The sequence below is a fragment of the Croceibacterium segetis genome (assembly GCF_011320115.1).
GTDB lineage: Bacteria > Pseudomonadota > Alphaproteobacteria > Sphingomonadales > Sphingomonadaceae > Croceibacterium_B > Croceibacterium_B segetis.
Window position 1 is genome coordinate 16,801 of the sequence record NZ_JAANOZ010000006.1, and the last position, 25,701, is coordinate 42,501.

Sequence of the window (25,701 nt, forward strand, 5' to 3'; positions counted from 1 at the left end):
CAACCGCTAATGAGAATACTTCTTACTTAGCTGGCGCGCGTTCCGCGAACGCACGCGGGTAGGGTAATTGCCGGCCGCTTGGGGTAGACCGGCCGCATGGCCAGGAACGGGCCGGGACGGCCGCCGCGCGACGATTTGCTCACCCCCGCCGAATGGGCGGTCGTCGAGTTCGTCCGCCACGGCCTGACCAACCGGCAGATCGCCGCGCGGCGCCGGGTCAGCCTCGACGCGGTCAAGTTCCACGTCGGCAACGCGCTCGGCAAGCTCGGCCTCGCCAGCCGCGCGGAGCTGCGCCGGTGGGACGGCGTGCGCCGCGACAGCGCGCTCAAGCGAAGGGAGGAAATCATGGACACTCAGCTTGGCCGCATCGGCCAGATCGCCCGCACGGTGTCGGACATTGCCGCCTCGGAAGTCTGGTATCGCGAAGTGCTCGGCCTGCCGCACCTGTTCACGTTCGGCGAGATGGCGTTCTTCGATTGCGGCGGTACGCGTCTGTACCTGCAGCAGGGCGCGGCGAAGCCCGAATCGATCCTCTATTTCGAGGTGCCCGACATCCACGCCGCGCATCGCACGCTGAACGACAAGGGCGCCGAGTTCGTCTCCGCCCCGCACATGATCCACCGCCACGCCGACGGCAGCGAGGAATGGATGGCATTCTTCAACGATCCCGACGGGAGGCCGCTGGCGCTGATGGCACGGACGGCCGGAGGCTAAACCACGGTCCCGAAGATCTTCCCGACACCGGCGGTCACGGCCATCGCCACGGCGCCCCAGAAAACGACGCGGCCCACGCCCCTGAGCATCGACGCGCCACCGACGCGAGCGCCCAGCGCGCCGAGCAGGGCGAGGAAGGCGAGCGAGGCGGCGACTACGCCGGCCACGAGCAGGCTCAGAGGCGCGATCCACGCGATGGCCAGCGGCAAAGCGGCCCCGACCGAAAAGGTCGCCGCCGAGGCCATGGCCGCCTGTAGCGGTCGCGCCGTAGTCAGCTCCGACAAGGCCAGCTCGTCGCGCGCATGGGCAGCAAGCGCGTCCTTCGCGGTCAGCTGCTTGGCAACCTCGCGCGCGAGGTCGGGCTCGAGACCCCGCCCGACATAGACCGCGGTCAACTCGTCGAGCTCGAATTCGGGCTGCTCCGCCAGTTCGCGGCGCTCGCGGGCGAGATCGGCGGCCTCGGTGTCGGCCTGCGAGCTGACCGAAACGTACTCGCCCGCAGCCATCGACAGCGCGCCGGCGGCAAGGCCGGCAAACCCCGCCAGCAGGATTTCCGGCTTGCCGACCGCGGCTGCCGCCACCCCGACCACAAGGCTCGAGGTCGAAACGATGCCGTCGTTGGCGCCGAGCACTGCGGCCCGCAGCCAGCCGACGCGGCCGATCTTGTGTGCTTCGACATGCAGCCGGCTCATCGACACCTCCGTTTCGGCCCGTGCTATCGAAGCTGCCAGGTTTCCCGCGCCATTAGCAATTGTCCGGATAGGGCCAGCTAGGGCACCAGCACCGTGTCGCGCGCAACAAGGTCGGTGTTTGGATAGTCGAGGATGAAGTGCAAGCCCCGGCTCTCGTGCCGCTTGAGCGCGCTTTGCACGATCAGGTCGGCGCATTGCAGCAGATTGCGCAATTCGATCAGGTCGGTGGTGACGCGAAAGTGGCCGTAGTAGTCCTCGATCTCGTCCGTGAGCATCCGGATGCGGTGCGCCGCGCGCTCGAGGCGCTTGGTGGTGCGGACGATGCCGACGTAGTTCCACATGAAGCGGCGGATCTCGGTCCAGTTCTGCTTGATGACCACTTCCTCGTCGGAATCGGTCACCCGGCTTTCGTCCCACTCGCGGATCGCCGGCGGATCGTAGAGCCGGTCCCAGCACTCAAGGATGTCGCGCCCCGCCGCCTCGCCGAAAACGAAGCATTCGAGCAGACTGTTCGAGGCGAGGCGGTTGGCGCCGTGGAGTCCGCTCTCGGTGCACTCGCCCGCCGCCCACAAGCCCGGCAAATCGGTGCGCGCGTCGAGGCCCACGAGGATCCCGCCGCAGGTGTAATGCTGCGCCGGGACCACCGGGATCGGTTCCTTCGTCATGTCGATGCCGAGACCGAGCAGCTTCTCGTGGATCGTCGGGAAATGCTCCTTCACGAACTCGGGCGGCATGTGGCTGATGTCGAGATGGACGTAGTCGAGCCCGAAGCGCTTGATCTGGTCGTCGATCGCGCGGGCAACCACGTCGCGCGGGGCGAGCTCGGCGCGCGGGTCGTAGTCGGGCATGAAGCGGTGGCCGGTGACCGGGTGCTTCAATTGCCCGCCCTCGCCGCGCACCGCCTCGGTGATCAGGAAGTTCTTGACCTCGAGATTGTACAGGCAGGTCGGGTGGAACTGCATCATCTCCATGTTGGAGACGCGGGCTCCGGCGCGCCAGGCCATGGCAATGCCGTCGCCGGTCGCTCCGCGCGGCGCGGTGCTGAACTGGTAAACGCGGCCCGCGCCGCCCGAGGCCATGATCGTCGCCCGCGCCCGGTAGACCTGGACCCGGCCGGTAGCGCCGTCGAGCGCGTAGGCGCCCCAGACCCGGCCCGAGCCCGAATAGCGTTCCTCGTTGCGGCCGGTGACGAGGTCGATGCAGCTGTGGTCGGGCAGAAGCGTGATGTTCGGGTTGGCCTCGCAGGCCTTGAGCAGCGCCGCCTGCACCGCCCAGCCGGTCGCGTCGTTGACGTGGACGATGCGCCGGTGGCTGTGCCCGCCCTCGCGCGTGAGGTGCAGGCTCGCGCCATCGGCGTTGAACGGCACACCGAGCTCGACCAGCCGCGCGATCGCCTTGGGCGCTCGCTCGATCACGAACTCCACCGTCTCGCGCCGGTTGAGCCCGGCACCGGCGACCCTCGTATCGCGGATGTGGTCCTCGAAGGTGTCGCCGGCATCGAGCACCGCGGCGATCCCGCCCTGCGCCCAGGCGGTCGAGCCCGAGGTCAGCGGGCCCTTGGCGAGCACCGTGACCGTGCGCTGCTGCGCCAGCGTGAGCGCCGCCGTTAGCCCGGCGGCGCCGGAGCCGATCACCAGGACGTCGGTCGAATGGCTCTGCCGGCTCATCATTTTGCTTGAACACGCAGGCAGCCCGGTGTGCAAGCGGGTTCGCAACGGAGACGGCGCCATGGAAACGAAGAATCTCGCTCGCCTGGGGGCGGTGCTTGTGGCGCTGTTCGCTTTGGCGGCGGCCGGGCCCGCGACCGCCGCCTGTCGCGTCGGCAAGCCTGGCGCGACGCAGGATGTCCTGGTCGGAAACACCGGCCGGACCCTGCTGCTTCATGTGCCGGCGGGGTCAGCGGACGAGCGCCTGCCGCTCGTCCTGCTGTTTCACGGCAGCGGAGGAAGCGCGCGCGCAATCCTCAAGACCTCGGGGCTCGAGCCCGCCGCGGACCGCCACGGCTTCATCCTTGCGGCGGCCGATGCCGGAATACGCGCCGAGGACGGATTCGCCTGGAACATTCCCGGCGTGCCGACGGTGACCGGCCACCTGCCGACAAAGAACGATCCCGACGACGTGGCCTTCGCGCTGGCGACGATCGACTGGCTGGCGGCCCAGGGCTGCGCCGACCCGGCGCGGGTCTATGCCACCGGCCTTTCCGGCGGCGGGCGGATGACATCCTGGCTGGGTTGCGTGGCCGCCGATCGCTTCGCCGCGATCGCCCCGGTCGTGGGGCTGCGCGCGGGCAACCCGCTGGCCGGCGACCCCCGACGGCCCGATCCGGCGACCTGCCAACCGTCGCGCCCGGTGCCGGTGCTCGCCTTTGCCGGCGACAAGGACCAGACCAATCCGATCGAGGGTGGCGGTGCACCGTATTGGCAATATCCGATGTCCGCAGCGCTCGCCCGATGGGCGGCGCTCGACGGATGCACGAAGGGTCCCGTGGCGGTGGCCGTCGCGCCGGGGCGGAACGAGCAACGCTATGGCGCTTGCCGCGAGGGAACCGAGGTCGTCGGCGACGTCCTGTCGGGCGCGGGCCACGTATGGACGGCCGACAACGACGCGCTGTGGGCGTTCTTTGCCCGGCACAGGCGCTGAACCCTCCGCCGGCAGGAAACGCGGCACTACAGGGGATTCGCCTTGCATCTTTGACGCTGTTAAAGAGGCGATTGCAGAGACTTGCGTGAGGCCGGGGGTGGGGCGCGCGCATCACAAGCGGGAATGGGCAGCAAGCGATGGTCGTCACACCGCAAAAGGCGCTGAGCCTGTTCGTCGAACGCGTGTCGCTACGCTCGGCGCTGAGCCCCGAGGAGCGCGAGGCGGTCATGGCCCTGCCGGGACGGGTCGCCCACGTCGGGCCTTGCCACGACATCATCCTGCCGGGGCAGCGCACCGATCATTCGTGCATGATCGTGAGCGGCTTGGGCGGCCGCTTCGATATGATGGCCGACGGGCGCCGCCAGATCGTCGCGTTCTACATCCCTGGCGACATGTGCGACCTGAACTCGGTTCCGGCCCCGACCAGCGGCTGGGGCCTCGAAGCGTTGAGCCGCGCCACCTTGCTGTTCATCCCGCATGCCGCCTTGCGCCGGCTGGTGCTCGACCCTTCGCTGGCGATGGCCTTCTGGCGCGACACGGTCACCGACGGGTCGGTCCTCGCCAAATGGGCCGCCAACCTCGGGCGAAAGCAGGCCATCCCGCGTCTGGCTCACCTGTTCTGCGAGATGGGCATGCGGATGGAACAGGTGGGGCTCGGAACCCGAAACGACTACACCCTGCCATTGACCCAGTCACAGATGGCCGACGCCGTCGGGCTCACCGCAGTCCATCTCAACCGGACGCTCAAGTCGCTGCGCGAGGAAGGCGTCACGTTCAATCGCGGGCACGTTCGGATCGCCAGCTGGAGCAGTCTGGCGGCCCTCGCCGAATTCGATCCGGCTTACCTGCTGCTGCCCGGCCGCCCCGCTCGCTAGACGGTCAGGCGGTCGCGGCCGCGCCGCTGGTCAGCTGGACGAAGACGTCCTCGAGATCGGCTTCGCGGGTAGTCACGTCCTCGATCACAAAGCCCTGGTCGCGCACCAGGCCGAGCACCTGGCCGGCGGTGACCCGGCTCTTGTCGTAAGTCACCTCGATCGTCCGCTCACCGGTCTTCTCGCTCTTGAGGAAGCTCTCGCTGACGGGCGGTGCGGTGACGTCGCGCTCGACGGTGATGGCGACGATCTTCTCGCCCATCATCCCGACCAGCTCGCGCGTCGGCTTGTTGGCGATCAGCTCGCCGTGGTTGATGATCGCGATGCGATCGCACAGCTGCTCGGCTTCCTCGAGGTAGTGCGTGGTCAGCACCACGGTCACGCCTTCGGAATTGAGGTCGCCGACCAGTTCCCACAGCTGCCGGCGCAGCTCGACGTCGACGCCGGCGGTCGGCTCGTCGAGCACCAGGATCGGCGGCGAATGGACCATCGCCTTGGCGATCAGCAGGCGCCGCTTCATGCCCCCCGAGAGGGTGCGCGAATAGGCATCGCGCTTGTCGGACAGGTGCACCGCGCGCAGCAGCTCTTCCGAACGGCGCAAGTGCTTGGCGATGCCGTACATCCCGCCCTGGTTCTCGAGCACCTCGAAGGGCGTGAAGAACGGGTCGAACACGATCTCCTGCGGGACGATGCCGATGTTGAGCTTGGCGTTGCGCATATCGCGGTCGATGTCGTGGCCCCAGATCTCGATTCCACCGCTGGTCTTCATCACCAGCCCGGCCATGATGTTGATCAGCGTCGACTTGCCGGCGCCGTTGGGGCCGAGCAGGCCGAAGATGCCGCCTTGCGGCACGTCGAAGCTGATCCCCTTGAGCGCCAGCTTGGGGGGCGCCTCGCCTTGCCCGGCATATTCCTTGACCAGGTCGCGGATCGAGATGGCGGCGCCGTTATCGCTCATGGCGAGCGCCTTTAGGGCGCTGCGCCAAGGGGGGCAATGGTAGTGAAGGACAGGTGAAACTTACCAGCGCGTTTACCATGCGTGGCAACCATCCGCTCGCGCCTGATAGGCTAGACACCGGTTCGATGGGACCTGGAATCATCCGCTTGCCGCGCCTTGGCGCGTGCAGCGCGCCTTGGCTGCAGGCCGGCGCGTGCGCCCTACTGGCAGCGTTCCTTTTCGTCCCCTCCCACGCTTTCGCGCAACAGGTCGACGGCGACACGGCGACGGCCCGGACCCAGGTCGCCATACTGACGCCCGGCTCGGTGGCCAAGATCTCGGACATGGATTTCGGCTCGATCGCCCAGGCGAATACCGGCGGCACGATCGTGCTCACGCCGCAGAACACCGCCACTTGCACGGCCACCGGGGTGTTGATCCGCACCGGGGCCTGCAAAGCCGCCGCCTTCAGCATCTACGGCAAGAAGAACAAGCGCGTCTTCATCCGCGAGAACAACGGCGGCCAGATCACGCTGAACGGACCGGCGGGCGCGACGATGCAGCTGACGAACCTGACGGTCGGCGTCCTCGGCATGAGCGCAAAGCAGGGCGCGGCCGGTTGGGACTTCGGAAGCTGGCGGGTCGATACCCCCACCGGCATCGCCGAATTCTACGTCGGCGGGACCCTTAACGTTGCCGCCGCGCAGACGCCGGGCGTGTACAACGGCACATTGCTGATCCAGATCCAGTTCAACTAGACCGGGCGAGCCGATATTGCGCATCGCCGCGGGCCGCGATAACGCGGCTGGGATGACCGCAACCACAGACCCCTTCGTTCCCGAGATCACCCCCGTCGATACGCGCTACGTCTGGTGCGACGGCGCGGGCGACATTCGCGGCGGCGAGAACTATCGGCCAGCCGCGCTGGGCCACCCGCGCGTTTACATGGAAATCGACGAGAAGGGTTACGTCGATTGCGGCTATTGCGACCGGCGTTTCGTGCTCAACGGCCCGGCCGGCGAGCATGGCAACCGCGAGATCGGTCCCGGCGACCTGCCGGCACCGGCGGACGGCAGCGTCAACTGACCCTGGCCTTGCCGGGTCAGGCCCGGTTCACTAGCTTTCCCGTACGTCTCGGACAGGAGGTACGACCATGAAAGCTCTTGCGACAATTCTCTCGGGCGCTGCGCTGGCGCTGGCCGCAACTGCGGCGGCCGCCGCCGGCTCGGGCCACAACGACACCGGCGAAGCTCGCCTCGCGCGCATGCTCGAAGGCCGCAGCGCCGGCGCGCCGGTGAGCTGCATCACCACCACGCGCAGCAACAAGATGGAAGTCATCGATGGCGTCGCGGTGGTCTATGACGCGGGCAAGACGATTTACGTGGCCCGCCCGACCGATCCGCGCATGCTCGGCCGCAACGACGCGCTGGTGCTCAGCCGCTTCAGCCCGAGCCGCCTCTGCGTGCAGGAATCGATGAAGACGGTCGACCGCTACGACGGCTTCCAAACCGGCGTGGTGTTCCTCAAGGACTTCGTTCCCTACACCAAGGCCGGCTGAATTGGCCGCTGCCCGGCGCCGCTGGGCGGCGGAGCTGCTGCATTACTGGTTCCACGCCCTGCGCCCCGGCGACTGGTTTCGCGTCAGCGAGAGCGTCGATGAGGAGCTGCGCCGCCGCTTCGCCGCGGATCTTGCGATGCTGCGCACAAGGCCGGCGCACGAATTCCTCGGCGATCCCCAGACGGCCTTCGCGGCGGTGGTGCTGTTTGACCAGGTGCCGCGCAACATCTACCGCGGCAGCGCCGAGGCCTTTGCCGGCGACCGGCTGGCGCGGGCGATCGCTCGCGGCATCGAGCGGCGAGGATGGGATCGCCGCCTGCGCAAGGTCGAGCGCCAGTTCGTCGCCATGCCGCTGATGCATAGCGAGGCGATCGCCGACCAGCTGCGCAGCCTTGCCGCGTTCGCGCGACTCGGACAGCGCTACGGCTTGCCCTACGCGCGCAGCCATTATCGGATGATCGCGCGTTTCGGCCGCTTCCCGCACCGCAACGCGGCGCTCGGCCGGACCTCCACCGCTGCCGAGGGGCGGGCCATCGCCCAGGGATTCCTGTGGTAAAATTGCCGCGCCAGTTTCGCTAATCCGCTTGGCGGGGCGTCACGCTTGACGACGCGGGGCAAATCGCTCACTCATAAGTGCATATAAGGGCACAAAATTTCTCCCCAATGTTGGGGAACTTTCCGGCTCGAACGCGGTTTTTTTCGTTCGTGTCCTCACGTCGATATTTGGCAGGGAGATATCAATGAGAATTGCCAAGACCACGCTCGCTTCGGCAGCAGCGCTCGGATTGATCGCCGCACCGATTTCGGCGCAAGCGGCCCCGGTTCGCGCGTCCACCCCGGTCGACCAGAACGAAGAGATCGCCGGTGGCGGGACCATCCTCTACGTCGCGCTCGCCGCAGCCGCGATCGCGTTGATCATCCTCGTCGCGAGCGACGACGAGAACCAGCTGCCCACCAGCCCGTAGTACTGGTTCCCGCACAACTACAGACGGGGCCGCCGCAAGCGGCCCCGTTTGCGTTTCTGGCGCCTTCGTTGTCATTGTTCGTAGAGGCGGAATTCCAGCGAAACGCGAGTGGTGTCGGGATTGTGATTCCGGCCGAGCCCGTGAATGAGATGTGACGAGAAGACGATCATCTCGCTTTCCGCGGGGCACAAGGTGCTCAGGGCCGTCTGCCCGTTCCAGCTCTTGATGCAGTTCACCGAGTACCGCTGCCCTTCCATCACCGTTCCGGCGCGCGTGCGCAGCACGGCACTTTCCTTCAAGAGATGAGAGCCCGGCGCCACCGGGAGACCGGTTCCCTCGCCGACGCCGCAGATCGGGATCCAGACGTTGACCATCCGCGGGATGCTGCCGAGCTGGTCGAGAGAGCGCCGTGAGCGTCCTTGTGGGCCGGGTTGAAACCGACCGACCCCGGCGGATTGATGCGGGCGATGATCCACTGGTCGGAACTCTCCAGCGGATTGCGATAACCGAGCTTCACCCCCAGCAGCTCGCTCAGTTCGCCGACGATCCTGGCTTCGTCGAAGCCGAAATCCTTCGGAAACAGGCGCCTGGTCTTGCGGATGACCCGGGCATGTAGCGCGTCGTCGACGTACTTGTGGTAATCGCCCAGCCGGAACGCCGACAAATCGGCGTCCGGCGCCAGTTCGGCGATCGAACGCCTGACGACCCGCTCGACATCCTCGCGAACTTCCGCGGAATCGAAGAACCGCGTCGAATCAATGATCGCGTAACCGTCGCGGTACCAGTCCTCCGCCGCCACGAGGTCGTCGAAGCGTTCGGCCAGGCAAACGTCCTCGCCCGCGAAGAACGCCGTCTCCGGGTCGCACTCGACCGAGAACTCCCGGCCATCGATGGTGTAGCTCAACCGCATGATCGAAAATCCCGCGCCGCGTGGTTCATAGCGTCACGCAGCCCGCTTGGCATCCTCACATCAGCGACCGTCTGCTGCCGGCTCGCGCGCGAGACGCACGCTGGTCCGCTCATAACCGAGCCGCTCGTAGAAGCGGTGTGCATCGGTTCGCGCGAGGTTGCTGGTGACTTCGACCAGTTGGCATCCGGCCGCGACAAGCGCTTCCTCCGCCGCGCGCACGAGCCCGGCACCGATGCCGCGGCCGCGCAGCGCGGTGTCGACCACCATCATCGAAATGCGCCCCACTGGTGCCGGGCGATGCAGCACCCGCATCATCGAAGTGCTGAGGCAGCCGACCACTTCGCCGTCAAGCTCGGCGACAAGGACCAGGCGGCCATCCTGCTCCATCTCCGCCAGGCGCCGGGTGATGTCGGCCTCGGCGGCGTCGTAGCCGAGTTGGCCGATCAGGCGTTCGAGCGCGCGGCAATCGGCCGCGCGGGCGCTTCGCACCACGAGTCCTGCCATGCCATCGCTCGCTGCCATCCCCCCTGCGAACAGCATTTACTTTGTTCGCGCAAGGGGCGTAGTCTTTGCCCAAAGAGAGGGTCCGCACGAACGGACGGCCAAGGGGGAGAGCGCCATGAAGTACGCCATCTGGTTCGTGCGGCTAATCTTTGCCGCGTGGATGATCCCGGCGGGGCTCAATCACTTCGTTCCGCTGTTTCCCCAGCCGATGGGCAACCAGCCGCTCAGCACGGAGCTGATCACCGCGCTGCTGGACAGCCACATGTTCGACATGACCAAGGCGGTCGAGTTGCTCGCCGGGCTCGCCGTGCTGACCGGCTTCTACGCCCCGCTGATGGTGGTCGTGTGCATGCCGGTGTCGTTCTGCGTGTGGTACTGGGACGTGCCGCTGCAGGGCTGGAGCTCGGGTTCGGCGATCTACGGCTGGGCCGTGCTGGTGTGCAACCTGGTGCTGTGCCTGTCCTACGTCGAAAGCTACCGCGCCATGCTGGCGCCGCGCACGGCCGCGAAGGGCGCCAACTCAGCTTTCCTCGGCGCCCGGATCGTCTTCGGCGCATGGATGCTGGCGAGCGGAGCGAACATGCTGTTCGGGCCGTTCTACCCGGTTCCGGCCGGCCACGAGCCGCTCGCGGTGCAACTGATGGCCGCGCTCACCCACAGCAAGCTGCTTTACGTGGCCGCGGGGATCGAGCTTGTCACCGGCGCGCTGATCCTCGCCGGGGTGTTCGTCCCCCTGGCCCTGTGCGTGCTGATGCCGGTAACGGTCTGCGCGGCGTTCTGGGCGGTGATTCTCGAGCATGCGCCGCTCGGCATGATCCTCGCGCTCGCAGCGGTCGCGCTCAACGCCTGGCTGATGCTCGGCTATCTCGGCACCTACAAGGGCATGCTGCGGCGCCGCGCGCTGACCCTAGGCGAAAGCCCCACGCCGGGGGCCAACTTCGACACCGCCTACGCAATACCGGTCGGCCCGGTTTCACCATCGCAGTTCGCGGTGGCGCTGGTCCCGCTGCTTGCCGCCGCGGCGTTCTATTACATCTGGGTGTTCGGCGACACCGGCCGCTACGCGCTGCTGATCCTCGCCTATCCGGCGGTCGTGCTGGTGGCGCGGCTGCTGCAAGGCATGGGGCGCGGTCCGATCGCTCCGGAGCCGGCATGACTTAGTTCCGACTCGCCGCCCCTTTGGACAAAATGGCGCGCTGCGTGCGGCGATCAGGCAGTCCATTGGCGGCATGCCGCCGCTTGCGTTCCCTGTTCTCCGCACACCTCGTCCATGCGCGAGCGAAGCCCGGCAAGGACCTGCCCGCCGTTGTGCGCCGCGCTCCACGAGCGGAGCTTGTCGCCCCAGTCGGCGACCTTGACCCGGGTGCGCTGGTAATAGCTGTCCGGGCTCTTGCCGAGCTCGTCGATCACCGCGTTGGCGGCCTTCGTCACCGCCGCCTTGTCGTCCGGCGCGTTGCGCAGCACGGTCCTGGAATAGAGGATCGCCCATTGCACCCGCGTCGCCGGGCCTTGCGAGGCCTCGTAAGCCTTGCGCGCCCATTCGATCGCGCCGGCCTTGTCGCCGTCCTGCTCGGCGAAGTCCGACAGGCTGCTCATGTAGTAATACGGCTGCTCCGAACGTTTGAGCTCGGCCAGCTCGAGTTTCCTCGCGGCGGTGTGATCGCCCGCGTTGAACAGCAGGTAGGCGGCATCGTCGATCACGCCCTGGCGCGTCATCTTGTCCCTGGCGTTGGCGTCGGCCCAGGCGACGCTGTCGCGCACTTTCGCCAGCACGCCCGCCGGAACCTTGCCGCTCGCCCGCGCCAGCTTGACGTCGGCATTGGTCGCATTGAGCCGGTCGGCGATCGACGCGCTCGGATCGGCATATAGCGAATCCGCCGCGGCAATCAGCGCGCGGCTCAGTCCCTCACGGCGTTTGCCGTCGGACAGGGCGGCGACCATCGGCGCGACATCGTAGCTCAGCTCCTGCCGGTTGGCCTTCACTTCGGCCGCATCGGCGAGGATCGGCGGCAGGATCTCGAGCAGCCGCGCCTGCTGCGCCGCCGTCAGCCTGGCCTTGCCGTCCTCCCCCTGCTCGGCGCCGACGACCAGCGCGAGCAGCGCGAACCGCCGCTGCAGCGACGGTTGCGGTGCGGCCGCCGCCAGGCGCTCGAGCAGCGGCACCGCGCTGGCCGGGTCCTTGAAGTGCTTGGGATCGTTACGCCAGTCGAAGTCGGAGAGGATGCGCCAGTCGTCCGTCGCCAGCCTGGCCGGGTCGGCCTTGGCCCTGGCGAGCAGGTCCTCGATCGAAGTCGTGCGCCCGGCGGCGGTGCGCAGCAGGGCGGGCAGCTGCGAGGCCATCGTGGCGCTGGAGACGCGGGTGATCTCGGAACCGTCGGGTCGCAGCACGATCACCGTGGGATACCCGCTGATTCCGAACTGCTCGCCCCAGCGCTGCGCGCCCTTGCTGTCGCCGTCGAGATAGACCGGAACGAAGGCCTGGGTTTCGGCGATGAAGGCTGGGTCCTTGAACAGGGTGGACTTCATCTGGTTGCACGGCGGGCACCACACCGCGCCCCAGTAGAGCAGCGCCGGCTTGCCGCTTTCCTTCGCCTCCGCCAGCGCGTCGGCAACGTCGCCTTCGCGCCAGGCGATCTCTTTCCCGGCAGCCGTCGCGGCGGGTCGTTCGGCTGCGGGCTTGCACCCCGTGGTCGCGAAGGCGAGTGCGAGGGCCATCGCCAGCGTCGCGGGAAGGGTACGGGTCATTCCCACTCGATAGTCCCGGGCGGCTTCGAGGTATAGTCGTAGACCACCCGGTTGATGCCCTTGACCTCGTTGACGATCCGCGTCGCCACGCGGCCGAGAAAGGCGGCGTCGAAGGGGTAGACGTCGGCGGTCATGCCGTCGGTGCTGGTCACCGCGCGCAGGGCGCAGACGCTGTCGTAAGTGCGATAGTCGCCCATCACGCCGACGGTTTTGACCGGGAGCAGCACCGCGAAGGCCTGCCAGATCGCGTCGTAGAGACCGGCGGCCCGAATTTCCTCGAGATAGATCGCGTCGGCCTTGCGCAGAATGTCGCACTTCTCGCGGGTGACCTCGCCGGGAATGCGGATCGCCAGGCCGGGACCGGGGAACGGGTGGCGGCCGACGAAGGCCTCGGGCAGCCCCAGCTCGCGTCCCAGCTCGCGCACTTCGTCCTTGAACAGCTCGCGCAGCGGCTCGACCAGCGCCATGTTCATCCGCTCCGGCAACCCGCCGACGTTGTGGTGGCTCTTGATCGTCACCGACGGGCCGCCGGTGAAGCTGACGCTTTCAATCACGTCGGGATAGAGCGTGCCCTGGGCGAGGAAATCGGCCCCGCCGACCTTGCGCGCCTCTTCCTCGAACACGTCGATGAAGGTCTTGCCGATGAACTTGCGCTTGGCCTCGGGCTCGTCGAGCCCGGCGAGGCCGGAAAGGAACAGGTCCTCGGCGTTCACGTGGACCAGCGGGATGTTGTAGTGGTCGCGGAACAGGCTGACGACCTGCTCGGCCTCGTTGAGGCGCATCAGCCCGTGGTCGACGAACACGCAAGTCAGCTGGCTGCCGATCGCCTCGTGGATCAGCACCGCGGCAACCGCGCTGTCGACCCCGCCCGAGAGTCCGCAGATCACCCGCCCGCTGCCGACTTGGGCGCGGATTTCGTCGATCTTGGTCTTGCGGAACTCGGCCATCGTCCAGTCGCCCGCCAGGCCGCAGACGTGACGGACGAAGTTGGCGATCAGCTTGGCGCCGTCGGGCGTGTGATAGACCTCTGGGTGGAACTGCGTGCCGTAGTACTTGCGCTCGTCGTCGGCGATCAGCGCGAAGGGGGCACCGTCGCTGGTGGCGACGATGCGGAAGCCCGGGGCGAAGCGGGTGACCTTGTCGCCGTGGCTCATCCACACCTGGTGGCGCTCGCCGACCTGCCACAGCCCTTCGAACAGCATGCATGGCTCGGTCACGGTCAGGAACGCACGGCCGAACTCCCCGCCCTCGCCGGTTTCGTGGCCCGGTCGGACCTCACCGCCGAGCTGGTGCGACATGACTTGCTGGCCGTAACAGATGCCGAGGATCGGCAAGCCGCTGTCGAACAGGACTTGCGGCGCGCGCGGCGATCCCTCTTCGGGCACTCCGGCAGGCGAGCCAGAGAGGATGATCCCCTTCGGCCTGAGCCGCCGAAACGCCTCTTCGGCCAGCGTGAACGGGGCGATCTCCGAATAGACCCCCGCCTCGCGCACGCGGCGGGCGATCAGCTGGGTCACCTGGCTGCCGAAATCGACGATCAGGATGGAATCGGGGAGGTGCTGGGGGTCCATGGCGGCGCGATAGTGAGCGGGCGGCGGGCTGTAAAGCGAGCCGCCGGCAGGCCTATGGCCAAGGCCCTCCGTCATCCACCGCCTTGGTGTCGACCTCCGTCAGATTGATGCGATCGGCCCATTCGTCGGCAGCGTTGTCGTAGGTGAAGCTTTGCGGCGACTCGGGCAGCATTCCCGCGTTCCATGCCATCCAGGCGGCGGTCAATTGCCGGTAGACTTCGGGCATCCGGTTCTTGAGATTCGCCCGCTCCATCGGATCGTCGACAACGTTGAACAGGTACGTGTTGCCGCCGATCTTGAGCGCCTTGTAATCGCCCATGCGCACCGCCCGCTGGGCATTGGCCTTGTAGCGCCAGTAGAGCGTGCGCGGCGCCGGCTTCGCCGCGCCGGCCAGCACGGGCAGGAGGTTCAGCCCGTCGCTCGGGAAGCGTGGGTCGGGGCGCGTTCCCGCGACGGCGGTCAGTGTCGGCAGCCAGTCGAGATGAATCGTCGGCTGCTCGCTCACCAGGCCCTGGGGAATCCGCCCGGGCCAGCGCACCACCGAAGGGATGCGGATTCCGCCTTCGAGCAGCTCGGACTTGCGGCCGTTGAACGGCCAGGTGGTCGAGAACCGCTCCCCGCCGTTGTCGCTGGTAAAGACGATCAGGGTGTTTTCCGCCTGCCCGGTCTGCGCCAGCGCCTCGAGCAAGCGGCCCACTTGCCGATCCATTTCCTCCACCATGCGGTTGTAGGTGGCGAGGGTCCCGGATTCGGTGATCCGCTGCCCGTAAGTGAGCCGGGCCGAGGCCTGCTCGTCGTCCGGGGTCTCCCACGGCCAGTGCGGCGCATTGAAATGCAGGCTCATGAACAGCGGCGCCTTGCGGTCTTTTTGCGCGCGGATCACTTCGACGGCGCGCTGGCCGAGCAGCTCGGTAAGGTAGCCGTGGCGCTCGATCGGAACGTCGCCGTCCCACAGGTCGGGCTGCAGCTTGCCCGAGCGGTCGACACCATGCTTGAAGTAATCGAGTGCACCGCCGCGAAAGCCGAAGAAGTGGTCGTAGCCGCTCTGCAAGGGGCCGAACTTCGGCAGCGAGCCGAGATGCCACTTGCCGATCAGCCAGGTTTCGTACCCGGCGGCCTTGAGAATGGAGGGCAGCACCGGCTGCGTGGGCGGCAGGCCGACGTCGTTGCCGGCGAGCGGTTCTTCGAGCCCGATCGGCAAGCGATACTGATAGCGTCCGGTGATGATTCCTACCCGCGACGCCGTGCAAACCGCCGAGGCGGCATAGGCCTGGGTGAAGCGGGCGCCCTCGGCGGCGATCCGGTCTATCGCCGGGGTCCTGATCTGCGGCGCGCCATAGCAGGAAAGGTCGGCTACCCCCATGTCGTCGGCGAGAATGAAGATAATGTTCGGCCGCTCCGGGTCGCCGCCCGGCGCCGCACGCCCGGCGACCGCAGCCGCCGCGGCCAGGCCCGGAGCGAACGCCAGCAGATTCCTCCGTGACAGGGATTTCATGCGCCCTCCGTCCCCGCAGGCCGTCGTTGCCCGCCTGCGCGGTCTAACTCATCCCGGCGGCGTCGGCCAATCGCAAGTGCGAGGCTGCCCCCGACCACCGTCGCCGGCACCCCTGGCAGACGCCGCCGTCCAATAGACCTAGTCCAATTGGATGAGATTCGGCATTTTCGCCAAGGCCCGCTTCTTCAACAGCGGTTTTTCGATCCATCCTGTCACCGGAGACCAGGTGCTGAACGGCGAAACCACCCGTGGGGCGACCGATTCGACGTTCGGCCTAACGGCGGGAGTGCAGATGGAATCCTGGTGGTGAGACCGGGCGAGGGGGTTTCGGCCGAGTAAGGACTCCGAACCGTGGGCTGGTTCCGGCCCCCGGAGAGGTTGCGCAAAACGCAATAGCTTTGGCGGTTTTCTCATTTGTGATGCGCGACATGCAACCCTATCTGCCCGCTTGAGCCGGCTGGCGGACACCTCTCCCCCCACCCCCGTCCCCAGCCGGCACACCCCCTCCATCGCCTCCCACCAGGGATCATGCAGGCCCCTTGTCGGGCTCGTTCGCGGTTCGCTCGGCGCTGCCGCCGGGGTCCTTGCCGATGAAGCTGATCTTGCCGTCGGTTTCGAGGATTCCCCAGGCCACGTCGTCGAGGCGGGCGATCCCGGCGTGGCGCATCTCGCTTTCGACCTCGCTCCGGGTCAGCCGGTTGCGGCGCATCATCTTGGCCAGCAATTCGCCGCCGCGAACGACCACCTGGGGCTCGCCGTCGAGCAGGCGCTCGGCGCGCGGCCAGGTATAGGTCACCCAGTTCAGCACCAGGCTCCAGAAGCCGAAGGTGGCGACGGCGAGAGTTGCGCCGGTGACGCTGTAATCGCTCTGCGTGGCGCCTTGCTGGATGAGGTCGCCCATCACCACCAGCAGGACGACCTCGAACGGGGTCATCTCCGCGATCTCGCGCTTGCCGAGCAGTCGCAGCAGCACGAAAATGACCGCGAACATGAAGGTGGCGCGCAGGACGATGTCCATCAGGGAAGCACCCGCAAGCGCACCGGCCGCACGGCCAGCACCGCATTGTCGTCGAGGATAGCCACCTGTCCGTCGTTTTCACCGACCAGCGACGGATTGACTTGCCCGTCCAGCTTCACCTGCAGCCGCTCGCCGGCCTTCAGCGCGCCGTAGTTCAGCATGACCGTTCCGTTGTCGAACTTCGCCTCGCTCGGGTCGGGAATGATCGAATTGAACGAAAGGTTGCGCAAATAGCTGCCGGAAATCGCGACCACCGGCCTGGCGATCGGGCGTTCGGCATCGACGACGATATCGATTTCCAGGATCATGCCGCTGCGAAGCGTCCGCGGAGCTTCGACGGTCAGCCTGGCGCCGTTGCTTTCGGCAGTGACTTGCGGATCCGCCGTGCCGCCGAAGGCGCCGAGCAACGCGGCCAGCAGCAGAGCGCCGAGAATGGCGATCGGGAGGAAGCCGCGCAGAGCCCCGCCCGAGCCGTCGAAATGGCGGGCGGTGATGCCGTCGGGCAAGCCTGGCTGAACCGCTGGTTTCTGCTTCCCCAATGCCTCCTCGCTTCCCGAGCCCGGTCGCTCGAAGTGCTGTTGAGTCAGCTAGGAAACAGCTCCGATGCCGCCCCGTTCCGCCACGGATTGCGGAGCGGCAGCGCTATTTGGTGTAGAGCTTGACCAGGTCCGTCAGGTAATCGCGCCCGATGAACAGCGAGCGCGCCTCGATCCGTTCGTTGAGGCCGTGCACGCCATTGCCGTCGGGATCGCCCCACGAACCCGGCACGCCGTAAGTCGGGATGCCCACGGCCGACATGTACAGCCCGTCGGTGGCGCCGGTCGACATCGCCGGAATGACGGGGACGCCGGGGAAGTACTTGGCGCTCAGCTTCTCCATCGGGCCGATCACCGCCGGATCGAGCGGCGGCGCCTTGGCGATCGGCTTGTCCTTGCGCGCCAGGTCAATCGTGATCTTCGGATCGGCGATCACCCGCTCCAACTCGGTCTTGATCTCACCCGGCGTGTGGCCGGGGAAGATGCGGCAATTGACGTTGGCCTCGACCCGCTGGGGCAGGGCGTTGACCGCGTGGCCGCCGCTGATCATCGTCCCGACGCAGGTTGTGCGCAGCATCGAATGGAACCACTTGTCGGTGTTGACGACCTTTTCGGCCTCGGCGTCGTTCGGGTTGGCGGCGAGCCGCGCCATCGCCGGGCCGAGCTCGTCCTTCCGCATCGCGCCGGCCTTGGCGAAGAACACACGAGTGGTGTCGTTGAACTCGGTCGGGAACTCGTGGTCGCGGATCTTGAGCAGCGCCTCGGCCATTTCGTACATCGCGTTGTCGCGCACCGGGCCCGAGCTGTGGCCGCCCGGGTTGGTCGAAACGAGCTTGTAGTCCTGGTAGAGCTTCTCGCCGACCTGGATCGACTGGTCGACGATCGTCCCCTTGCCGTCGGTGTCGCCGCCGCCGCCTTCGTTGAGCGCGAACGCAGCGTCGATCAGCTCGCGGCGGTTGTTGGCGAGCCACTGCGCGCCGTTGAACGCGGTGTCGGTCTCCTCGCCGCAAGTCAGCGCCATCTTGATCGTCCGTGCGGGCCTGTATCCTTCGCGAGCGAAGCGGACGAGCATGTCGGCCCAGGTCGCGGCCATCGCCTTGTCGTCCGCCACGCCGCGGCCGTAGAGGTAGCCGCCTTCCTCGATCAGCGTGTAGGGATCGCGCACCCAGTCTTCGCGCTTGGCCGCGACGACGTCGATGTGGGCGAGCAGCAGGATCGGCTTGAGGGTCTTCGAAGTGCCCGGATAGACCGCCACCAGGCCGCCCTCCTTGGGATGGTCGGGCACGGTGAACACCGTCACGTTCTCGCCCGCAATTCCGGCGGCCCTTAGCCTCGCGGAGAGCTGATTGGCAGCTGTGGTGCAGTTGCCGGTCGTGATGCTCGTGTCGGTCTCGACCAGCTCCTGGTACAACTCGCGGAATTGCTGCTGATCGGGCCGCAGCGGGCCCATCGTGCCGGTCGGCACTTGTGCGGCGATGGGCGCGCTCGCGAGCGAAAGGGCGGCTAAGGCCCAGAACCTCTTTGTCATGAATTCCCCCCGGATTGGATGCCTTGAGTTGAGCAGGATTCGGCTGTGGATGGAAGGGGCCTCGAAGGGTTCCGGAATGCCCCCTCAATCCCTATATGATGGTCATGGACGAGACCCCCCCGCAGACCCCCAACGCCAACGCCTACGATGCCGAGAGCATCAAGGTCCTCAAGGGCCTCGACGCCGTTCGCAAGCGGCCCGGCATGTACATCGGCGACACCGACGACGGATCGGGCCTGCACCACATGGTGTTCGAGGTTTCCGACAATGCGATCGACGAGGCGCTCGCCGGGCATTGCGACCTGGTGCTGATCGAACTCAATCCTGACGGCTCGGTCTCTGTCGAGGACAACGGCCGCGGCATCCCGGTCGACATCCACGCCGAGGAAGGTGTTTCCGCGGCCGAGGTCATCATGACCCAGCTCCACGCCGGCGGAAAGTTCGAGAACACCAGCGACGACAACGCCTACAAGGTCTCGGGAGGCCTCCACGGCGTCGGCGTCTCGGTGGTCAACGCGCTGTCCGAATGGCTCGAGCTGACCATCTGGCGCAACGGCCAGGAGCACTGGATGCGCTTCGAGCATGGGGACGCGGTCTCGCCGCTCGAGATCAAGGGCGACGCCGGGCGTGAACGGACCGGCACGCGCGTCACCTTCATGCCCTCGACCGACACTTTCAAGAACGTCACCGAATTCGATTTCGAGAAGCTCGAGCACCGTTACCGCGAGCTCGCCTTCCTCAATTCGGGCGTGCACATCCAGCTGCACGACAAGCGCCATGCCGACGTCGTGTCGCACGACCTCTACTACGAGGGCGGCATCGCCGCCTTCGTGAAGTACCTCGACCGCAACAAGGTGCCGCTGGTGCCCGAGCCGATCTCGGTTTCGGCCGAGCGCGACGGCATCGGCATCGACGTCGCCCTCGAGTGGAACGATTCGTACTACGAGAACGTGCTGTGCTTCACCAACAACATCCCCCAGCGTGACGGTGGCACTCATCTGGCCGCGTTCCGCGCCGCGCTGACCCGCACGCTCAACAACTACGCCGAACGCTCGGGCCTGCTGAAGAAGGAAAAGGTCACCCTGACCGGGGAGGACATGCGCGAAGGGCTGACCGCGATCGTCAGCGTCAAGCTGCCCGATCCCAAGTTCAGCTCGCAGACCAAGGACAAACTGGTCAGCTCGGAAGTCCGCCAACCGCTCGAAAGCCTGATGGGCGACAAGATGAACGAGTGGCTGGAAGAAAACCCGGCCGACGCCAAGTCGATCATCCAGAAGGTGATTGACGCCGCGGCCGCGCGCGAAGCCGCGCGCAAGGCGCGGGAGCTGACCCGCCGCAAGGGCGCGCTCGACATCGCCAGCCTGCCCGGCAAGCTCAGCGACTGCCGCGAGCGCGACCCGGCGCTGTGCGAGCTGTTCCTGGTCGAGGGCGATTCCGCCGGCGGTTCGGCCAAGAGCGGCCGCGACAGCCAGTACCAGGCGATCCTTCCCTTGCGCGGCAAGATCCTCAACGTCGAGCGCGCACGGTTCGACAGGATCATCTCGAGCAAGGAAGTCGGCACGCTGATCCAGGCGATGGGCACCGGCCTGCGCGACGAGTTCAACCTCGAAAAGCTGCGCTACCACAAAATCGTTATCATGACCGACGCCGACGTCGACGGCGCGCACATCCGCACACTGCTGCTGACGTTCTTCCAGCGGCAGATGCCCGACATCATCAAGGCCGGGCACCTGTTCATCGCCCAGCCGCCGCTGTTCAAGGTCAGCAAAGGGCGCAGCGAAGTCTATCTCAAGGACCAGGCGGCGCTCGACCGTTACCTCGTCGAGGCCGGCCTGCAGGGCCGCGTGCTCGAGGCCGCGGGCGGAGCGCGCAGCGGGCCCGATCTCGCCAAGCTGGTCGAGCATGCGCTGCGCCTGCGCAACCTGATCGCCTTCGTTCCGCGGCGTTACGATGCGGCGCTGATCGAGCAGATGGCCATCGCCGGCGCGCTCGACCCGGCGCTCGACCGCAATGGCCGCGAAGCGGCGCTGCAACGCGCTGCCGAACGGCTGGCGATGGGCGACCAGGAGGCGACATGGTCGGCCTCGCTCTCACCCGAAGGAACGATCCGCTTCGACCGCGTGTGGCGCGGGGTCACCGACGCGCACCTGATCGACGCCAACTTCGTCACCAGCGCCGAGGCGCGCAAGCTGCACACGCTCGCCAAGACCCACGCCGAGGTGTTCGTCGCGCCCGCGCGGCTGGTGCGGGCCGCCGCGGCCGAGCCGGAACCCGAGCCGGTCGCCGAAAGCGACGAGGACGGTGAAGCGCAGGCGGCGCCGATCGCGCGAGAGGGCGCAATCACCCGCCCGACCGAACTGCTGGACACGGTGCTCGCCGCCGGCCGCAAGGGCCTCGCCATCGCCCGCTACAAGGGCCTCGGCGAGATGAATGCCGAGCAGCTGTGGGAGACCACGCTCGATCCGGAGAACCGCATCCTCCTGCAGGTCAAGGTCGAGGACGCCGACGTGACCGACGAGATCTTCACCCGGCTGATGGGCGACGTGGTCGAACCGCGCCGCGAGTTCATCCAGGACAACGCCCTCAACGTCGCCAATCTCGATATCTAGGCGGATCGCTCCACGGCGATGACTCGTCCCACGCGCTCCTTGTAAGGCGCGAGGCAGACGAACTTGAGCCACAGCCCGAGACCGCCGAAGATCACCGTCACCACGACCAGAGAATAGCGCAGCATCGCTTCGTCGTGGAACGCGTAGTCGGTGAACAGGCCGACGGCGACCGGGCCGAGCCCACCGCCGATCACGCCGATGGTGAACAGGTAGAGCGCGCTGATCTGGCCGCGGAATTCGTTCGGCGTGACGTTCTGCAGCGCGGCGACCGCGCCCGGCGCGGACACGCCGATGCCGACCGTCGACAGACACGACAGCACGAACGCCGTCCACGGATCGGGCGCCAGAAGCATGGCCAGCGTCACCGGCAGGCTGAGGCACGACCCCAGGATGGAAAGCTTCACCATCGCGCCGGTGTCGCCGCGCCGCTCCCAACTCTGCCCGAGCCAGGCGCCGAGCCCCAGGCCGATGGGCGTCAGGATCAGCGTCGCGGTGCCCGAGAGGGGGCCGAAGAAGGCGGGGCTCCAGCCGAAGGTGCGGCTGAAGAACGGGAAGCGCCACTGCAGCACGCCGTAAGCCTCGATCTGCAACAAGGCCGAGCCGATGATGAAAGGAAAGAAGATCGGCCGTTCGCGCCAGAGGAAGCGGAACACGTCGAGGATCGGCAGGCGCATGGTCGTCGCGCGGCCGCGACGGGGCGGTTCGCGCACGGTCAGCAGGAAGATCAGGCCCAGCACCACGCCCGGCGTGCCGATGATCAGGAAGACCATCTGCCAATCGTGTAGGGCCACGCCGAAAACGTTGAACACCTTGCCGCCGAGCCAGCCGAGCAGCATGCCGACGATAATGCTGGTGAAGCCCGAGCCGACCGAGACCCCGCCGTTGTAGATCGCCATCGCCGTCGGCAGCTTGTGCCGCGGGACCTGGTCGGAGATCATCGATAGGCCGTTGGGGCCCTTGAGCGAGACCGCCGAGCCGGTGACGCCGCGCAGGGCGAACAGCGCCCAGAAGCCCTGCACGAAGGCGATCGCGCTGGTCGCCAGGCTCCAGATCATCATCACGCTGCCGATGATGCGCTTGCGGTTCGAGGTGTCCGCCAGGCGCGAGAGAGGCAGGCCGATAAGACCGTAGAACAGAGAGAACGAAAAGCCGGTCAACAGGCTGACCTCGGTATCGCTGAGGTGCAGGTCGCGCTTGATCGGCTCGATCAGCAGCGAGATCCCGCCGCGGTCGACGGCGTCGAGCGCGTTGGCCAGCGCGATCATCCATACGGCATACCAGGCCGCGGTTTTCGCCGGGAACGGCTCAACCACCCGCTTCTGGCCGATCGCCTCGCCCGCCATTGCCGATCCTCCCCCCGCGTGCGGTTTGACCGCATCGGGCGGAAAGGTCGGCGATCAGGTTCCGGTTGGCAAGCGCTTACTCCGCCGCTTCGGCCTCGTGCTTGGCGAACTCCAGCGTCGCCAGGAAACGCTCGGCATCGAGCGCCGCCATGCATCCCGTCCCGGCGGCGGTGACCGCCTGGCGGTAGATGTGGTCCGACACGTCGCCGCAGGCGAAGACTCCGGGAACATTGGTCTTGGGCGTGCCCGGCTCGACGATCAGGTAGCCGTTCGCGTCCATCTCGAGCTTGCCCTTGAACAGCTCGGTCGCCGGGGCGTGACCGATGGCGACGAACGCGCCCTCGCAGTCGAACTCGCTCTCCGCGCCGGTCAGGCTGTCGACCAGCTTGAGCCCGGTGAGCCCGCCGTCGAGCGGGTCGCCGAGGAATTCCTCGACCCGCTTGTTCCAGATCACGCTGATCTTCGGGTGGGCGAACAGCCGGTCCTGCAGGATCTTCTCGGCGCGCAGCTCGTCGCGGCGGTGGATCAGGGTCACGTCGTCGGAATGGTTGGTGAGGTAGAGCGCCTCCTCGACCGCAGTGTTGCCGCCGCCGATCACCGCGACCTTCTTGCCGCGGTAGAAGAACCCGTCGCACGTCGCGCAGGCGGAGACGCCCTTGCCTGAAAGCCGCTCCTCGCCCGGCGCGCCGAGCCACTTAGCCTGCGCCCCGGTGGCGATCACCAGCACGTCGCCGACGTATTCGTCGCCGCTGTCGCCCTTGGCGCGGAACGGCGTGCCGCCGGCGATGTCGACTTCCGTGATCGTATCCCACATCATCCGCGTGCCGACATGGACCGCCTGCGCCTCCATCTCCTGCATCAGCCATGGGCCCTGGATCACGTCGCGGAAGCCGGGATAGTTCTCGACGTCGGTGGTGATCGTCAGTTGCCCGCCCGGCTGCAAGCCCTGGACCACGATCGGCTGCATCCCGGCGCGCGCGCCGTAAATGGCGGCTGAGAGTCCGGCCGGGCCGGAGCCGATGATGAGCATGCGGGTGGTGTGGGTGGTCATGGGGCCTCGGGAGAATCGTTACCCGCTAGGTAAGGTTGACCCGGAACAAGGGCAAGCGAGGGTCCAAAGTCCTCCCCGACTTGGGCCGATGCGCGGCCACGCTTCCATCTCAAAGCGGAATGACGATCCCAATTTGTCCTCGGCATCGCGAAAGACGGATACAATTCGATCGAAGCGATCTCCTAAGGCAGCGCGACATGCATTTTCATTGAGCCAATGTACCTCAACCGGTTGGGGAAGAATCGCTGTCACTACATCCCACAAAGCGTCGAGATTGCGACCGTAACCTTCAAAGCCCGCTGCGCGAGCCGAACCCTCGATCAAGTCGTGAAAATCGGCTTCACTGCGGATAAATCTTCCGTCCAAGATGACGTTAGTTGTCACATCCGGAACACCCCAAACCTCACCTGCTCCGGTATCGGCGCCTCCAAGCACACGCCCAGCGCCAGCCCCAGCACGTCGCGCGTCTGCACCGGGTCGATCACGCCGTCGTCCCACAGGCGGGCGGTGGCGTAGTAGGGGTTGCCTTCGCGTTCGTAAGTCTCGCGGATCGGGGCCTTGAAGACTTCGGCCTCGCGCTCGTCCCACTTGTCGGCGTCGCGGTGGACGGTCGCCAGCACGCTCGCCGCCTGCTCGCCGCCCATCACGCTGATGCGGGCATTCGGCCAGGTGAACAGGAAGCGCGGGGAATAGGCGCGGCCGCACATGCCGTAGTTGCCGGCGCCGAAGCTGCCACCAATGACCACGGTGATCTTCGGCACTTGCGCGGTGGCGACCGCGGTCACCAGCTTGGCGCCGTGCTTGGCGATGCCCTCGGCCTCGTATCGGCCGCCGACCATGAACCCCGAGATGTTCTGCAGGAACAGCAGCGGGATGCCGCGCTGGCAGGCGAGTTCGATGAAATGCGCGCCCTTCAGCGCGCTTTCGGAAAACAGCACGCCGTTGTTGGCAAGGATCGCCACGGGCATGCCCCAGATATGCGCGAAGCCGCAGACCAGCGTGGAGCCGTAAAGCGCCTTGAACTCGTGGAACTCGCTGCCGTCGACCAGTCGGGCGATGACCTCGTGGACATCGTAGGGGGCGCGGACGTCCTCGGGGACGATGGCGTAGAGGTCCTCGGCGTCGAACTTCGGCGGGCGCGGGTCCTTGAGGTCGAGCGTGGCGCCTTCGTTCGCACCGAGATGGCTGACGATGTCGCGCAGGATTGTCAGCGCATGCTCGTCGTTCTCGGCGAGGTGGTCGACCACGCCCGATTTCCTCGCGTGCAGGTCGCCGCCGCCCAAATCCTCGGCGCTGATCTCCTCGCCCGTGGCGGCTTTCACCAGCGGCGGGCCGGCGAGGAAGATCGTGCCCTGATCGCGCACGATCACGCTCTCGTCGCTCATCGCCGGGACATAAGCGCCGCCGGCGGTGCACGAGCCCATCACGCAGGCGATCTGCGGGATGCGCGCCGCGCTCATCTGCGCCTGGTTGTAGAAGATCCGCCCGAAGTGATCGCGGTCGGGAAAGACCTCGGCCTGGTGGGGCAGGTTGGCCCCGCCGCTGTCGACCAGGTACAGGCACGGCAAGCGGTTCTCGCGGGCGATCTCCTGCGCCCGCAAGTGCTTCTTGACCGTCAGCGGGTAGTAGGTGCCGCCCTTCACCGTCGCGTCGTTGGCGACGATCATGCACTGCCGGCCCGAGACGCGCCCCACCCCCGCGATCATCCCCGCGCCGGGAATGTCGTCGTCATAGACGCCGTTGGCGGCGAGCTGGCCGATTTCGAGAAACGGCGAGCCCGGATCGAGCAGCCGCTCGACCCGCTCGCGCGGGAGCAGCTTGCCGCGCTCGGTGTGGCGCTCACGGCTTTTCTCCGGCCCGCCGAGCGCCGCGGCGGCGACCTTGGCGCGCAGGTCTTCCGCCAGCGCACGGTTGTGCGCCGCGCGGGCTTTCGCCTCGGCGCTTTCGAGATCGAGCTTGCTGGTTAGCGTTGGCGCCGTCATTCTTTGCCGGTCGTAGCGGCGAAGCCGCACC

General features: G+C 67.1%; 27 protein-coding genes. 11 read left to right on the top strand and 16 right to left on the bottom strand.

What is annotated here, in order from left to right; genetic code table 11:
* Nucleotides 1-96: 96 nt before the first annotated feature.
* Entirely contained in the window at nucleotides 97-714 is a 618-nt protein-coding gene (locus G7B69_RS08440) for a LuxR C-terminal-related transcriptional regulator (protein ID WP_166178169.1), read from the top strand.
* Here G7B69_RS08440 and G7B69_RS08445 read toward each other — a convergent pair.
* Together G7B69_RS08445 and nadB are read right to left on the bottom strand one after the other, a co-directional pair.
* Entirely contained in the window at nucleotides 711-1,406 is a 696-nt protein-coding gene (locus G7B69_RS08445; RefSeq protein ID WP_166178171.1) for a VIT1/CCC1 transporter family protein, read from the bottom strand. The two genes, G7B69_RS08440 and G7B69_RS08445, sit on opposite strands and share 4 nt — an antisense overlap.
* 77 nt (nucleotides 1,407-1,483) lie before the next feature.
* Nucleotides 1,484-3,073 carry an L-aspartate oxidase gene (nadB, locus tag G7B69_RS08450; RefSeq protein ID WP_166178173.1) on the bottom strand — a complete coding sequence of 530 codons (1,590 nt, stop codon included), beginning with the start codon at nucleotides 3,071-3,073 and terminating at the stop codon, nucleotides 1,484-1,486.
* Between the two features lie 61 nt (nucleotides 3,074-3,134).
* Here nadB and G7B69_RS08455 point away from each other — a divergent pair, with 61 nt between their 5' ends.
* Together G7B69_RS08455 and G7B69_RS08460 are read left to right on the top strand one after the other, a co-directional pair.
* Nucleotides 3,135-4,046 (top strand): CE1 family esterase, encoded by a 912-nt coding sequence (locus G7B69_RS08455; protein ID WP_166178175.1) that lies wholly within the window; start codon nucleotides 3,135-3,137, stop codon nucleotides 4,044-4,046.
* Nucleotides 4,047-4,183: 137 nt separating this feature from the next.
* Nucleotides 4,184-4,921: a Crp/Fnr family transcriptional regulator gene (locus G7B69_RS08460; RefSeq protein ID WP_166178177.1), complete on the top strand. Its 738-nt coding sequence runs from the start codon at nucleotides 4,184-4,186 to the stop codon at nucleotides 4,919-4,921.
* Nucleotides 4,922-4,925: 4 nt separating this feature from the next.
* Here the strand turns inward: G7B69_RS08460 and G7B69_RS08465 are convergent, their stop codons facing one another.
* Nucleotides 4,926-5,876, bottom strand: a complete 951-nt coding sequence (locus G7B69_RS08465; protein WP_166178179.1) for an ABC transporter ATP-binding protein — start codon at nucleotides 5,874-5,876, stop codon at nucleotides 4,926-4,928.
* A gap of 125 nt (nucleotides 5,877-6,001) precedes the next feature.
* Between G7B69_RS08465 and G7B69_RS08470 the strand changes: the two genes are divergently transcribed.
* From G7B69_RS08470 to G7B69_RS08490, 5 genes are all read left to right on the top strand, one after another.
* Nucleotides 6,002-6,613 (top strand): DUF4402 domain-containing protein, encoded by a 612-nt coding sequence (locus G7B69_RS08470; protein WP_166178181.1) that lies wholly within the window; start codon nucleotides 6,002-6,004, stop codon nucleotides 6,611-6,613.
* Between the two features lie 52 nt (nucleotides 6,614-6,665).
* Complete coding sequence (locus G7B69_RS08475) at nucleotides 6,666-6,941, top strand: zinc-finger domain-containing protein (RefSeq protein ID WP_166178183.1); 276 nt, start codon at nucleotides 6,666-6,668, stop codon at nucleotides 6,939-6,941.
* A 67-nt stretch (nucleotides 6,942-7,008) separates the two neighbouring features.
* Nucleotides 7,009-7,413: a hypothetical protein gene (locus tag G7B69_RS08480; protein WP_166178185.1), complete on the top strand. Its 405-nt coding sequence runs from the start codon at nucleotides 7,009-7,011 to the stop codon at nucleotides 7,411-7,413.
* Between the two features lies 1 nt (nucleotide 7,414).
* The gene (locus G7B69_RS08485; protein WP_166178187.1) at nucleotides 7,415-7,969 is read left to right on the top strand and encodes a DUF924 family protein; all 555 of its coding nucleotides are present in this window, start codon (nucleotides 7,415-7,417) and stop codon (nucleotides 7,967-7,969) included.
* Between the two features lie 184 nt (nucleotides 7,970-8,153).
* Nucleotides 8,154-8,378 carry a hypothetical protein gene (locus G7B69_RS08490; protein WP_166178189.1) on the top strand — a complete coding sequence of 75 codons (225 nt, stop codon included), beginning with the start codon at nucleotides 8,154-8,156 and terminating at the stop codon, nucleotides 8,376-8,378.
* Between the two features lie 71 nt (nucleotides 8,379-8,449).
* Here G7B69_RS08490 and G7B69_RS08495 read toward each other — a convergent pair whose 3' ends face one another.
* The 3 genes from G7B69_RS08495 to G7B69_RS08505 are packed head-to-tail and all read right to left on the bottom strand — an operon-like array spanning nucleotide 8,450 to nucleotide 9,810.
* The gene (locus tag G7B69_RS08495; protein ID WP_166178191.1) at nucleotides 8,450-8,662 is read right to left on the bottom strand and encodes a hypothetical protein; all 213 of its coding nucleotides are present in this window, start codon (nucleotides 8,660-8,662) and stop codon (nucleotides 8,450-8,452) included.
* 11 nt (nucleotides 8,663-8,673) lie between these two features.
* Entirely contained in the window at nucleotides 8,674-9,288 is a 615-nt protein-coding gene (locus tag G7B69_RS08500; RefSeq protein ID WP_166178193.1) for a hypothetical protein, read from the bottom strand.
* A 60-nt stretch (nucleotides 9,289-9,348) separates the two neighbouring features.
* The gene (locus tag G7B69_RS08505; protein WP_166178195.1) at nucleotides 9,349-9,810 is read right to left on the bottom strand and encodes a GNAT family N-acetyltransferase; all 462 of its coding nucleotides are present in this window, start codon (nucleotides 9,808-9,810) and stop codon (nucleotides 9,349-9,351) included.
* A gap of 97 nt (nucleotides 9,811-9,907) precedes the next feature.
* Here G7B69_RS08505 and G7B69_RS08510 point away from each other — a divergent pair, with 97 nt between their 5' ends.
* The gene (locus tag G7B69_RS08510; RefSeq protein ID WP_166178197.1) at nucleotides 9,908-10,948 is read left to right on the top strand and encodes a DoxX family membrane protein; all 1,041 of its coding nucleotides are present in this window, start codon (nucleotides 9,908-9,910) and stop codon (nucleotides 10,946-10,948) included.
* A 53-nt stretch (nucleotides 10,949-11,001) separates the two neighbouring features.
* On the opposite strand, the gene G7B69_RS08515 is transcribed toward G7B69_RS08510, so the two are convergent.
* Genes G7B69_RS08515 through G7B69_RS08525 form a run of 3 tightly spaced genes read right to left on the bottom strand, consistent with a single transcriptional unit; the run spans nucleotide 11,002 to nucleotide 15,603 of the window.
* The gene (locus G7B69_RS08515) at nucleotides 11,002-12,537 is read right to left on the bottom strand and encodes a thioredoxin family protein (protein ID WP_166178199.1); all 1,536 of its coding nucleotides are present in this window, start codon (nucleotides 12,535-12,537) and stop codon (nucleotides 11,002-11,004) included.
* Complete coding sequence (guaA, locus tag G7B69_RS08520) at nucleotides 12,534-14,108, bottom strand: glutamine-hydrolyzing GMP synthase (RefSeq protein WP_166178201.1); 1,575 nt, start codon at nucleotides 14,106-14,108, stop codon at nucleotides 12,534-12,536. The genes G7B69_RS08515 and guaA overlap by 4 nt, the downstream gene beginning before the upstream one ends.
* 52 nt (nucleotides 14,109-14,160) lie before the next feature.
* On the bottom strand, nucleotides 14,161-15,603 hold the full coding sequence (locus G7B69_RS08525) for a sulfatase family protein (protein ID WP_166178203.1): 1,443 nt from the start codon (nucleotides 15,601-15,603) through the stop codon (nucleotides 14,161-14,163).
* Nucleotides 15,604-15,754: 151 nt separating this feature from the next.
* Between G7B69_RS08525 and G7B69_RS08530 the strand changes: the two genes are divergently transcribed.
* A complete protein-coding gene (locus G7B69_RS08530) occupies nucleotides 15,755-15,913 on the top strand; it encodes a hypothetical protein (RefSeq protein WP_166178205.1) in 159 nt (52 codons plus the stop codon).
* Nucleotides 15,914-16,129: 216 nt separating this feature from the next.
* Here the strand turns inward: G7B69_RS08530 and G7B69_RS08535 are convergent, their stop codons facing one another.
* The 3 genes from G7B69_RS08535 to G7B69_RS08545 form a co-directional block, all read right to left on the bottom strand.
* Nucleotides 16,130-16,621: a DUF421 domain-containing protein gene (locus G7B69_RS08535; RefSeq protein WP_166178207.1), complete on the bottom strand. Its 492-nt coding sequence runs from the start codon at nucleotides 16,619-16,621 to the stop codon at nucleotides 16,130-16,132.
* On the bottom strand, nucleotides 16,621-17,127 hold the full coding sequence (locus G7B69_RS08540) for a hypothetical protein (RefSeq protein WP_166178209.1): 507 nt from the start codon (nucleotides 17,125-17,127) through the stop codon (nucleotides 16,621-16,623). The genes G7B69_RS08535 and G7B69_RS08540 overlap by 1 nt, the downstream gene beginning before the upstream one ends.
* Before the next feature lie 136 nt (nucleotides 17,128-17,263).
* Nucleotides 17,264-18,685 carry a M20/M25/M40 family metallo-hydrolase gene (locus G7B69_RS08545; protein ID WP_166178211.1) on the bottom strand — a complete coding sequence of 474 codons (1,422 nt, stop codon included), beginning with the start codon at nucleotides 18,683-18,685 and terminating at the stop codon, nucleotides 17,264-17,266.
* Nucleotides 18,686-18,789: 104 nt separating this feature from the next.
* Here G7B69_RS08545 and gyrB point away from each other — a divergent pair, with 104 nt between their 5' ends.
* Nucleotides 18,790-21,294 carry a DNA topoisomerase (ATP-hydrolyzing) subunit B gene (gene gyrB, locus G7B69_RS08550; RefSeq protein ID WP_166178213.1) on the top strand — a complete coding sequence of 835 codons (2,505 nt, stop codon included), beginning with the start codon at nucleotides 18,790-18,792 and terminating at the stop codon, nucleotides 21,292-21,294.
* On the opposite strand, the gene G7B69_RS08555 is transcribed toward gyrB, so the two are convergent.
* The 4 genes from G7B69_RS08555 to G7B69_RS08570 all read right to left on the bottom strand — a co-directional run bounded on the left by G7B69_RS08555 (nucleotide 21,291) and on the right by G7B69_RS08570 (nucleotide 25,670).
* Nucleotides 21,291-22,637, bottom strand: coding sequence for an MFS transporter (locus G7B69_RS08555; RefSeq protein ID WP_166178215.1), 1,347 nt, complete (start codon nucleotides 22,635-22,637; stop codon nucleotides 21,291-21,293). The two genes, gyrB and G7B69_RS08555, sit on opposite strands and share 4 nt — an antisense overlap.
* Nucleotides 22,638-22,713: 76 nt before the next feature.
* Nucleotides 22,714-23,688 (bottom strand): thioredoxin-disulfide reductase, encoded by a 975-nt coding sequence (gene trxB, locus G7B69_RS08560; RefSeq protein ID WP_166178217.1) that lies wholly within the window; start codon nucleotides 23,686-23,688, stop codon nucleotides 22,714-22,716.
* Nucleotides 23,689-23,706: 18 nt separating this feature from the next.
* Nucleotides 23,707-24,186 (bottom strand): barstar family protein, encoded by a 480-nt coding sequence (locus G7B69_RS17040; RefSeq protein WP_423717891.1) that lies wholly within the window; start codon nucleotides 24,184-24,186, stop codon nucleotides 23,707-23,709.
* The gene (locus G7B69_RS08570; protein ID WP_166178221.1) at nucleotides 24,069-25,670 is read right to left on the bottom strand and encodes a carboxyl transferase domain-containing protein; all 1,602 of its coding nucleotides are present in this window, start codon (nucleotides 25,668-25,670) and stop codon (nucleotides 24,069-24,071) included. The genes G7B69_RS17040 and G7B69_RS08570 overlap by 118 nt, the downstream gene beginning before the upstream one ends.
* Nucleotides 25,671-25,701: the final 31 nt, after the last annotated feature.

Coding starts and splice junctions, on each gene's coding strand:
- G7B69_RS08440 (WP_166178169.1), top strand. CDS start 97: ATGGCCAGGAACGGGCCGGGACGGCCGCCGCGCGACGATTTGCTCACC.
- G7B69_RS08445 (WP_166178171.1), bottom strand. CDS start 1,406: ATGAGCCGGCTGCATGTCGAAGCACACAAGATCGGCCGCGTCGGCTGG.
- nadB (WP_166178173.1), bottom strand. CDS start 3,073: ATGAGCCGGCAGAGCCATTCGACCGACGTCCTGGTGATCGGCTCCGGC.
- G7B69_RS08455 (WP_166178175.1), top strand. CDS start 3,135: ATGGAAACGAAGAATCTCGCTCGCCTGGGGGCGGTGCTTGTGGCGCTG.
- G7B69_RS08460 (WP_166178177.1), top strand. CDS start 4,184: ATGGTCGTCACACCGCAAAAGGCGCTGAGCCTGTTCGTCGAACGCGTG.
- G7B69_RS08465 (WP_166178179.1), bottom strand. CDS start 5,876: ATGAGCGATAACGGCGCCGCCATCTCGATCCGCGACCTGGTCAAGGAA.
- G7B69_RS08470 (WP_166178181.1), top strand. CDS start 6,002: ATGGGACCTGGAATCATCCGCTTGCCGCGCCTTGGCGCGTGCAGCGCG.
- G7B69_RS08475 (WP_166178183.1), top strand. CDS start 6,666: ATGACCGCAACCACAGACCCCTTCGTTCCCGAGATCACCCCCGTCGAT.
- G7B69_RS08480 (WP_166178185.1), top strand. CDS start 7,009: ATGAAAGCTCTTGCGACAATTCTCTCGGGCGCTGCGCTGGCGCTGGCC.
- G7B69_RS08490 (WP_166178189.1), top strand. CDS start 8,154: ATGAGAATTGCCAAGACCACGCTCGCTTCGGCAGCAGCGCTCGGATTG.
- G7B69_RS08500 (WP_166178193.1), bottom strand. CDS start 9,288: ATGCGGTTGAGCTACACCATCGATGGCCGGGAGTTCTCGGTCGAGTGC.
- G7B69_RS08505 (WP_166178195.1), bottom strand. CDS start 9,810: ATGGCAGCGAGCGATGGCATGGCAGGACTCGTGGTGCGAAGCGCCCGC.
- G7B69_RS08510 (WP_166178197.1), top strand. CDS start 9,908: ATGAAGTACGCCATCTGGTTCGTGCGGCTAATCTTTGCCGCGTGGATG.
- G7B69_RS08515 (WP_166178199.1), bottom strand. CDS start 12,537: ATGACCCGTACCCTTCCCGCGACGCTGGCGATGGCCCTCGCACTCGCC.
- guaA (WP_166178201.1), bottom strand. CDS start 14,108: ATGGACCCCCAGCACCTCCCCGATTCCATCCTGATCGTCGATTTCGGC.
- G7B69_RS08525 (WP_166178203.1), bottom strand. CDS start 15,603: ATGAAATCCCTGTCACGGAGGAATCTGCTGGCGTTCGCTCCGGGCCTG.
- G7B69_RS08530 (WP_166178205.1), top strand. CDS start 15,755: ATGAGATTCGGCATTTTCGCCAAGGCCCGCTTCTTCAACAGCGGTTTT.
- G7B69_RS08535 (WP_166178207.1), bottom strand. CDS start 16,621: ATGGACATCGTCCTGCGCGCCACCTTCATGTTCGCGGTCATTTTCGTG.
- G7B69_RS08545 (WP_166178211.1), bottom strand. CDS start 18,685: ATGACAAAGAGGTTCTGGGCCTTAGCCGCCCTTTCGCTCGCGAGCGCG.
- gyrB (WP_166178213.1), top strand. CDS start 18,790: ATGGACGAGACCCCCCCGCAGACCCCCAACGCCAACGCCTACGATGCC.
- G7B69_RS08555 (WP_166178215.1), bottom strand. CDS start 22,637: ATGGCGGGCGAGGCGATCGGCCAGAAGCGGGTGGTTGAGCCGTTCCCG.
- trxB (WP_166178217.1), bottom strand. CDS start 23,688: ATGACCACCCACACCACCCGCATGCTCATCATCGGCTCCGGCCCGGCC.
- G7B69_RS08570 (WP_166178221.1), bottom strand. CDS start 25,670: ATGACGGCGCCAACGCTAACCAGCAAGCTCGATCTCGAAAGCGCCGAG.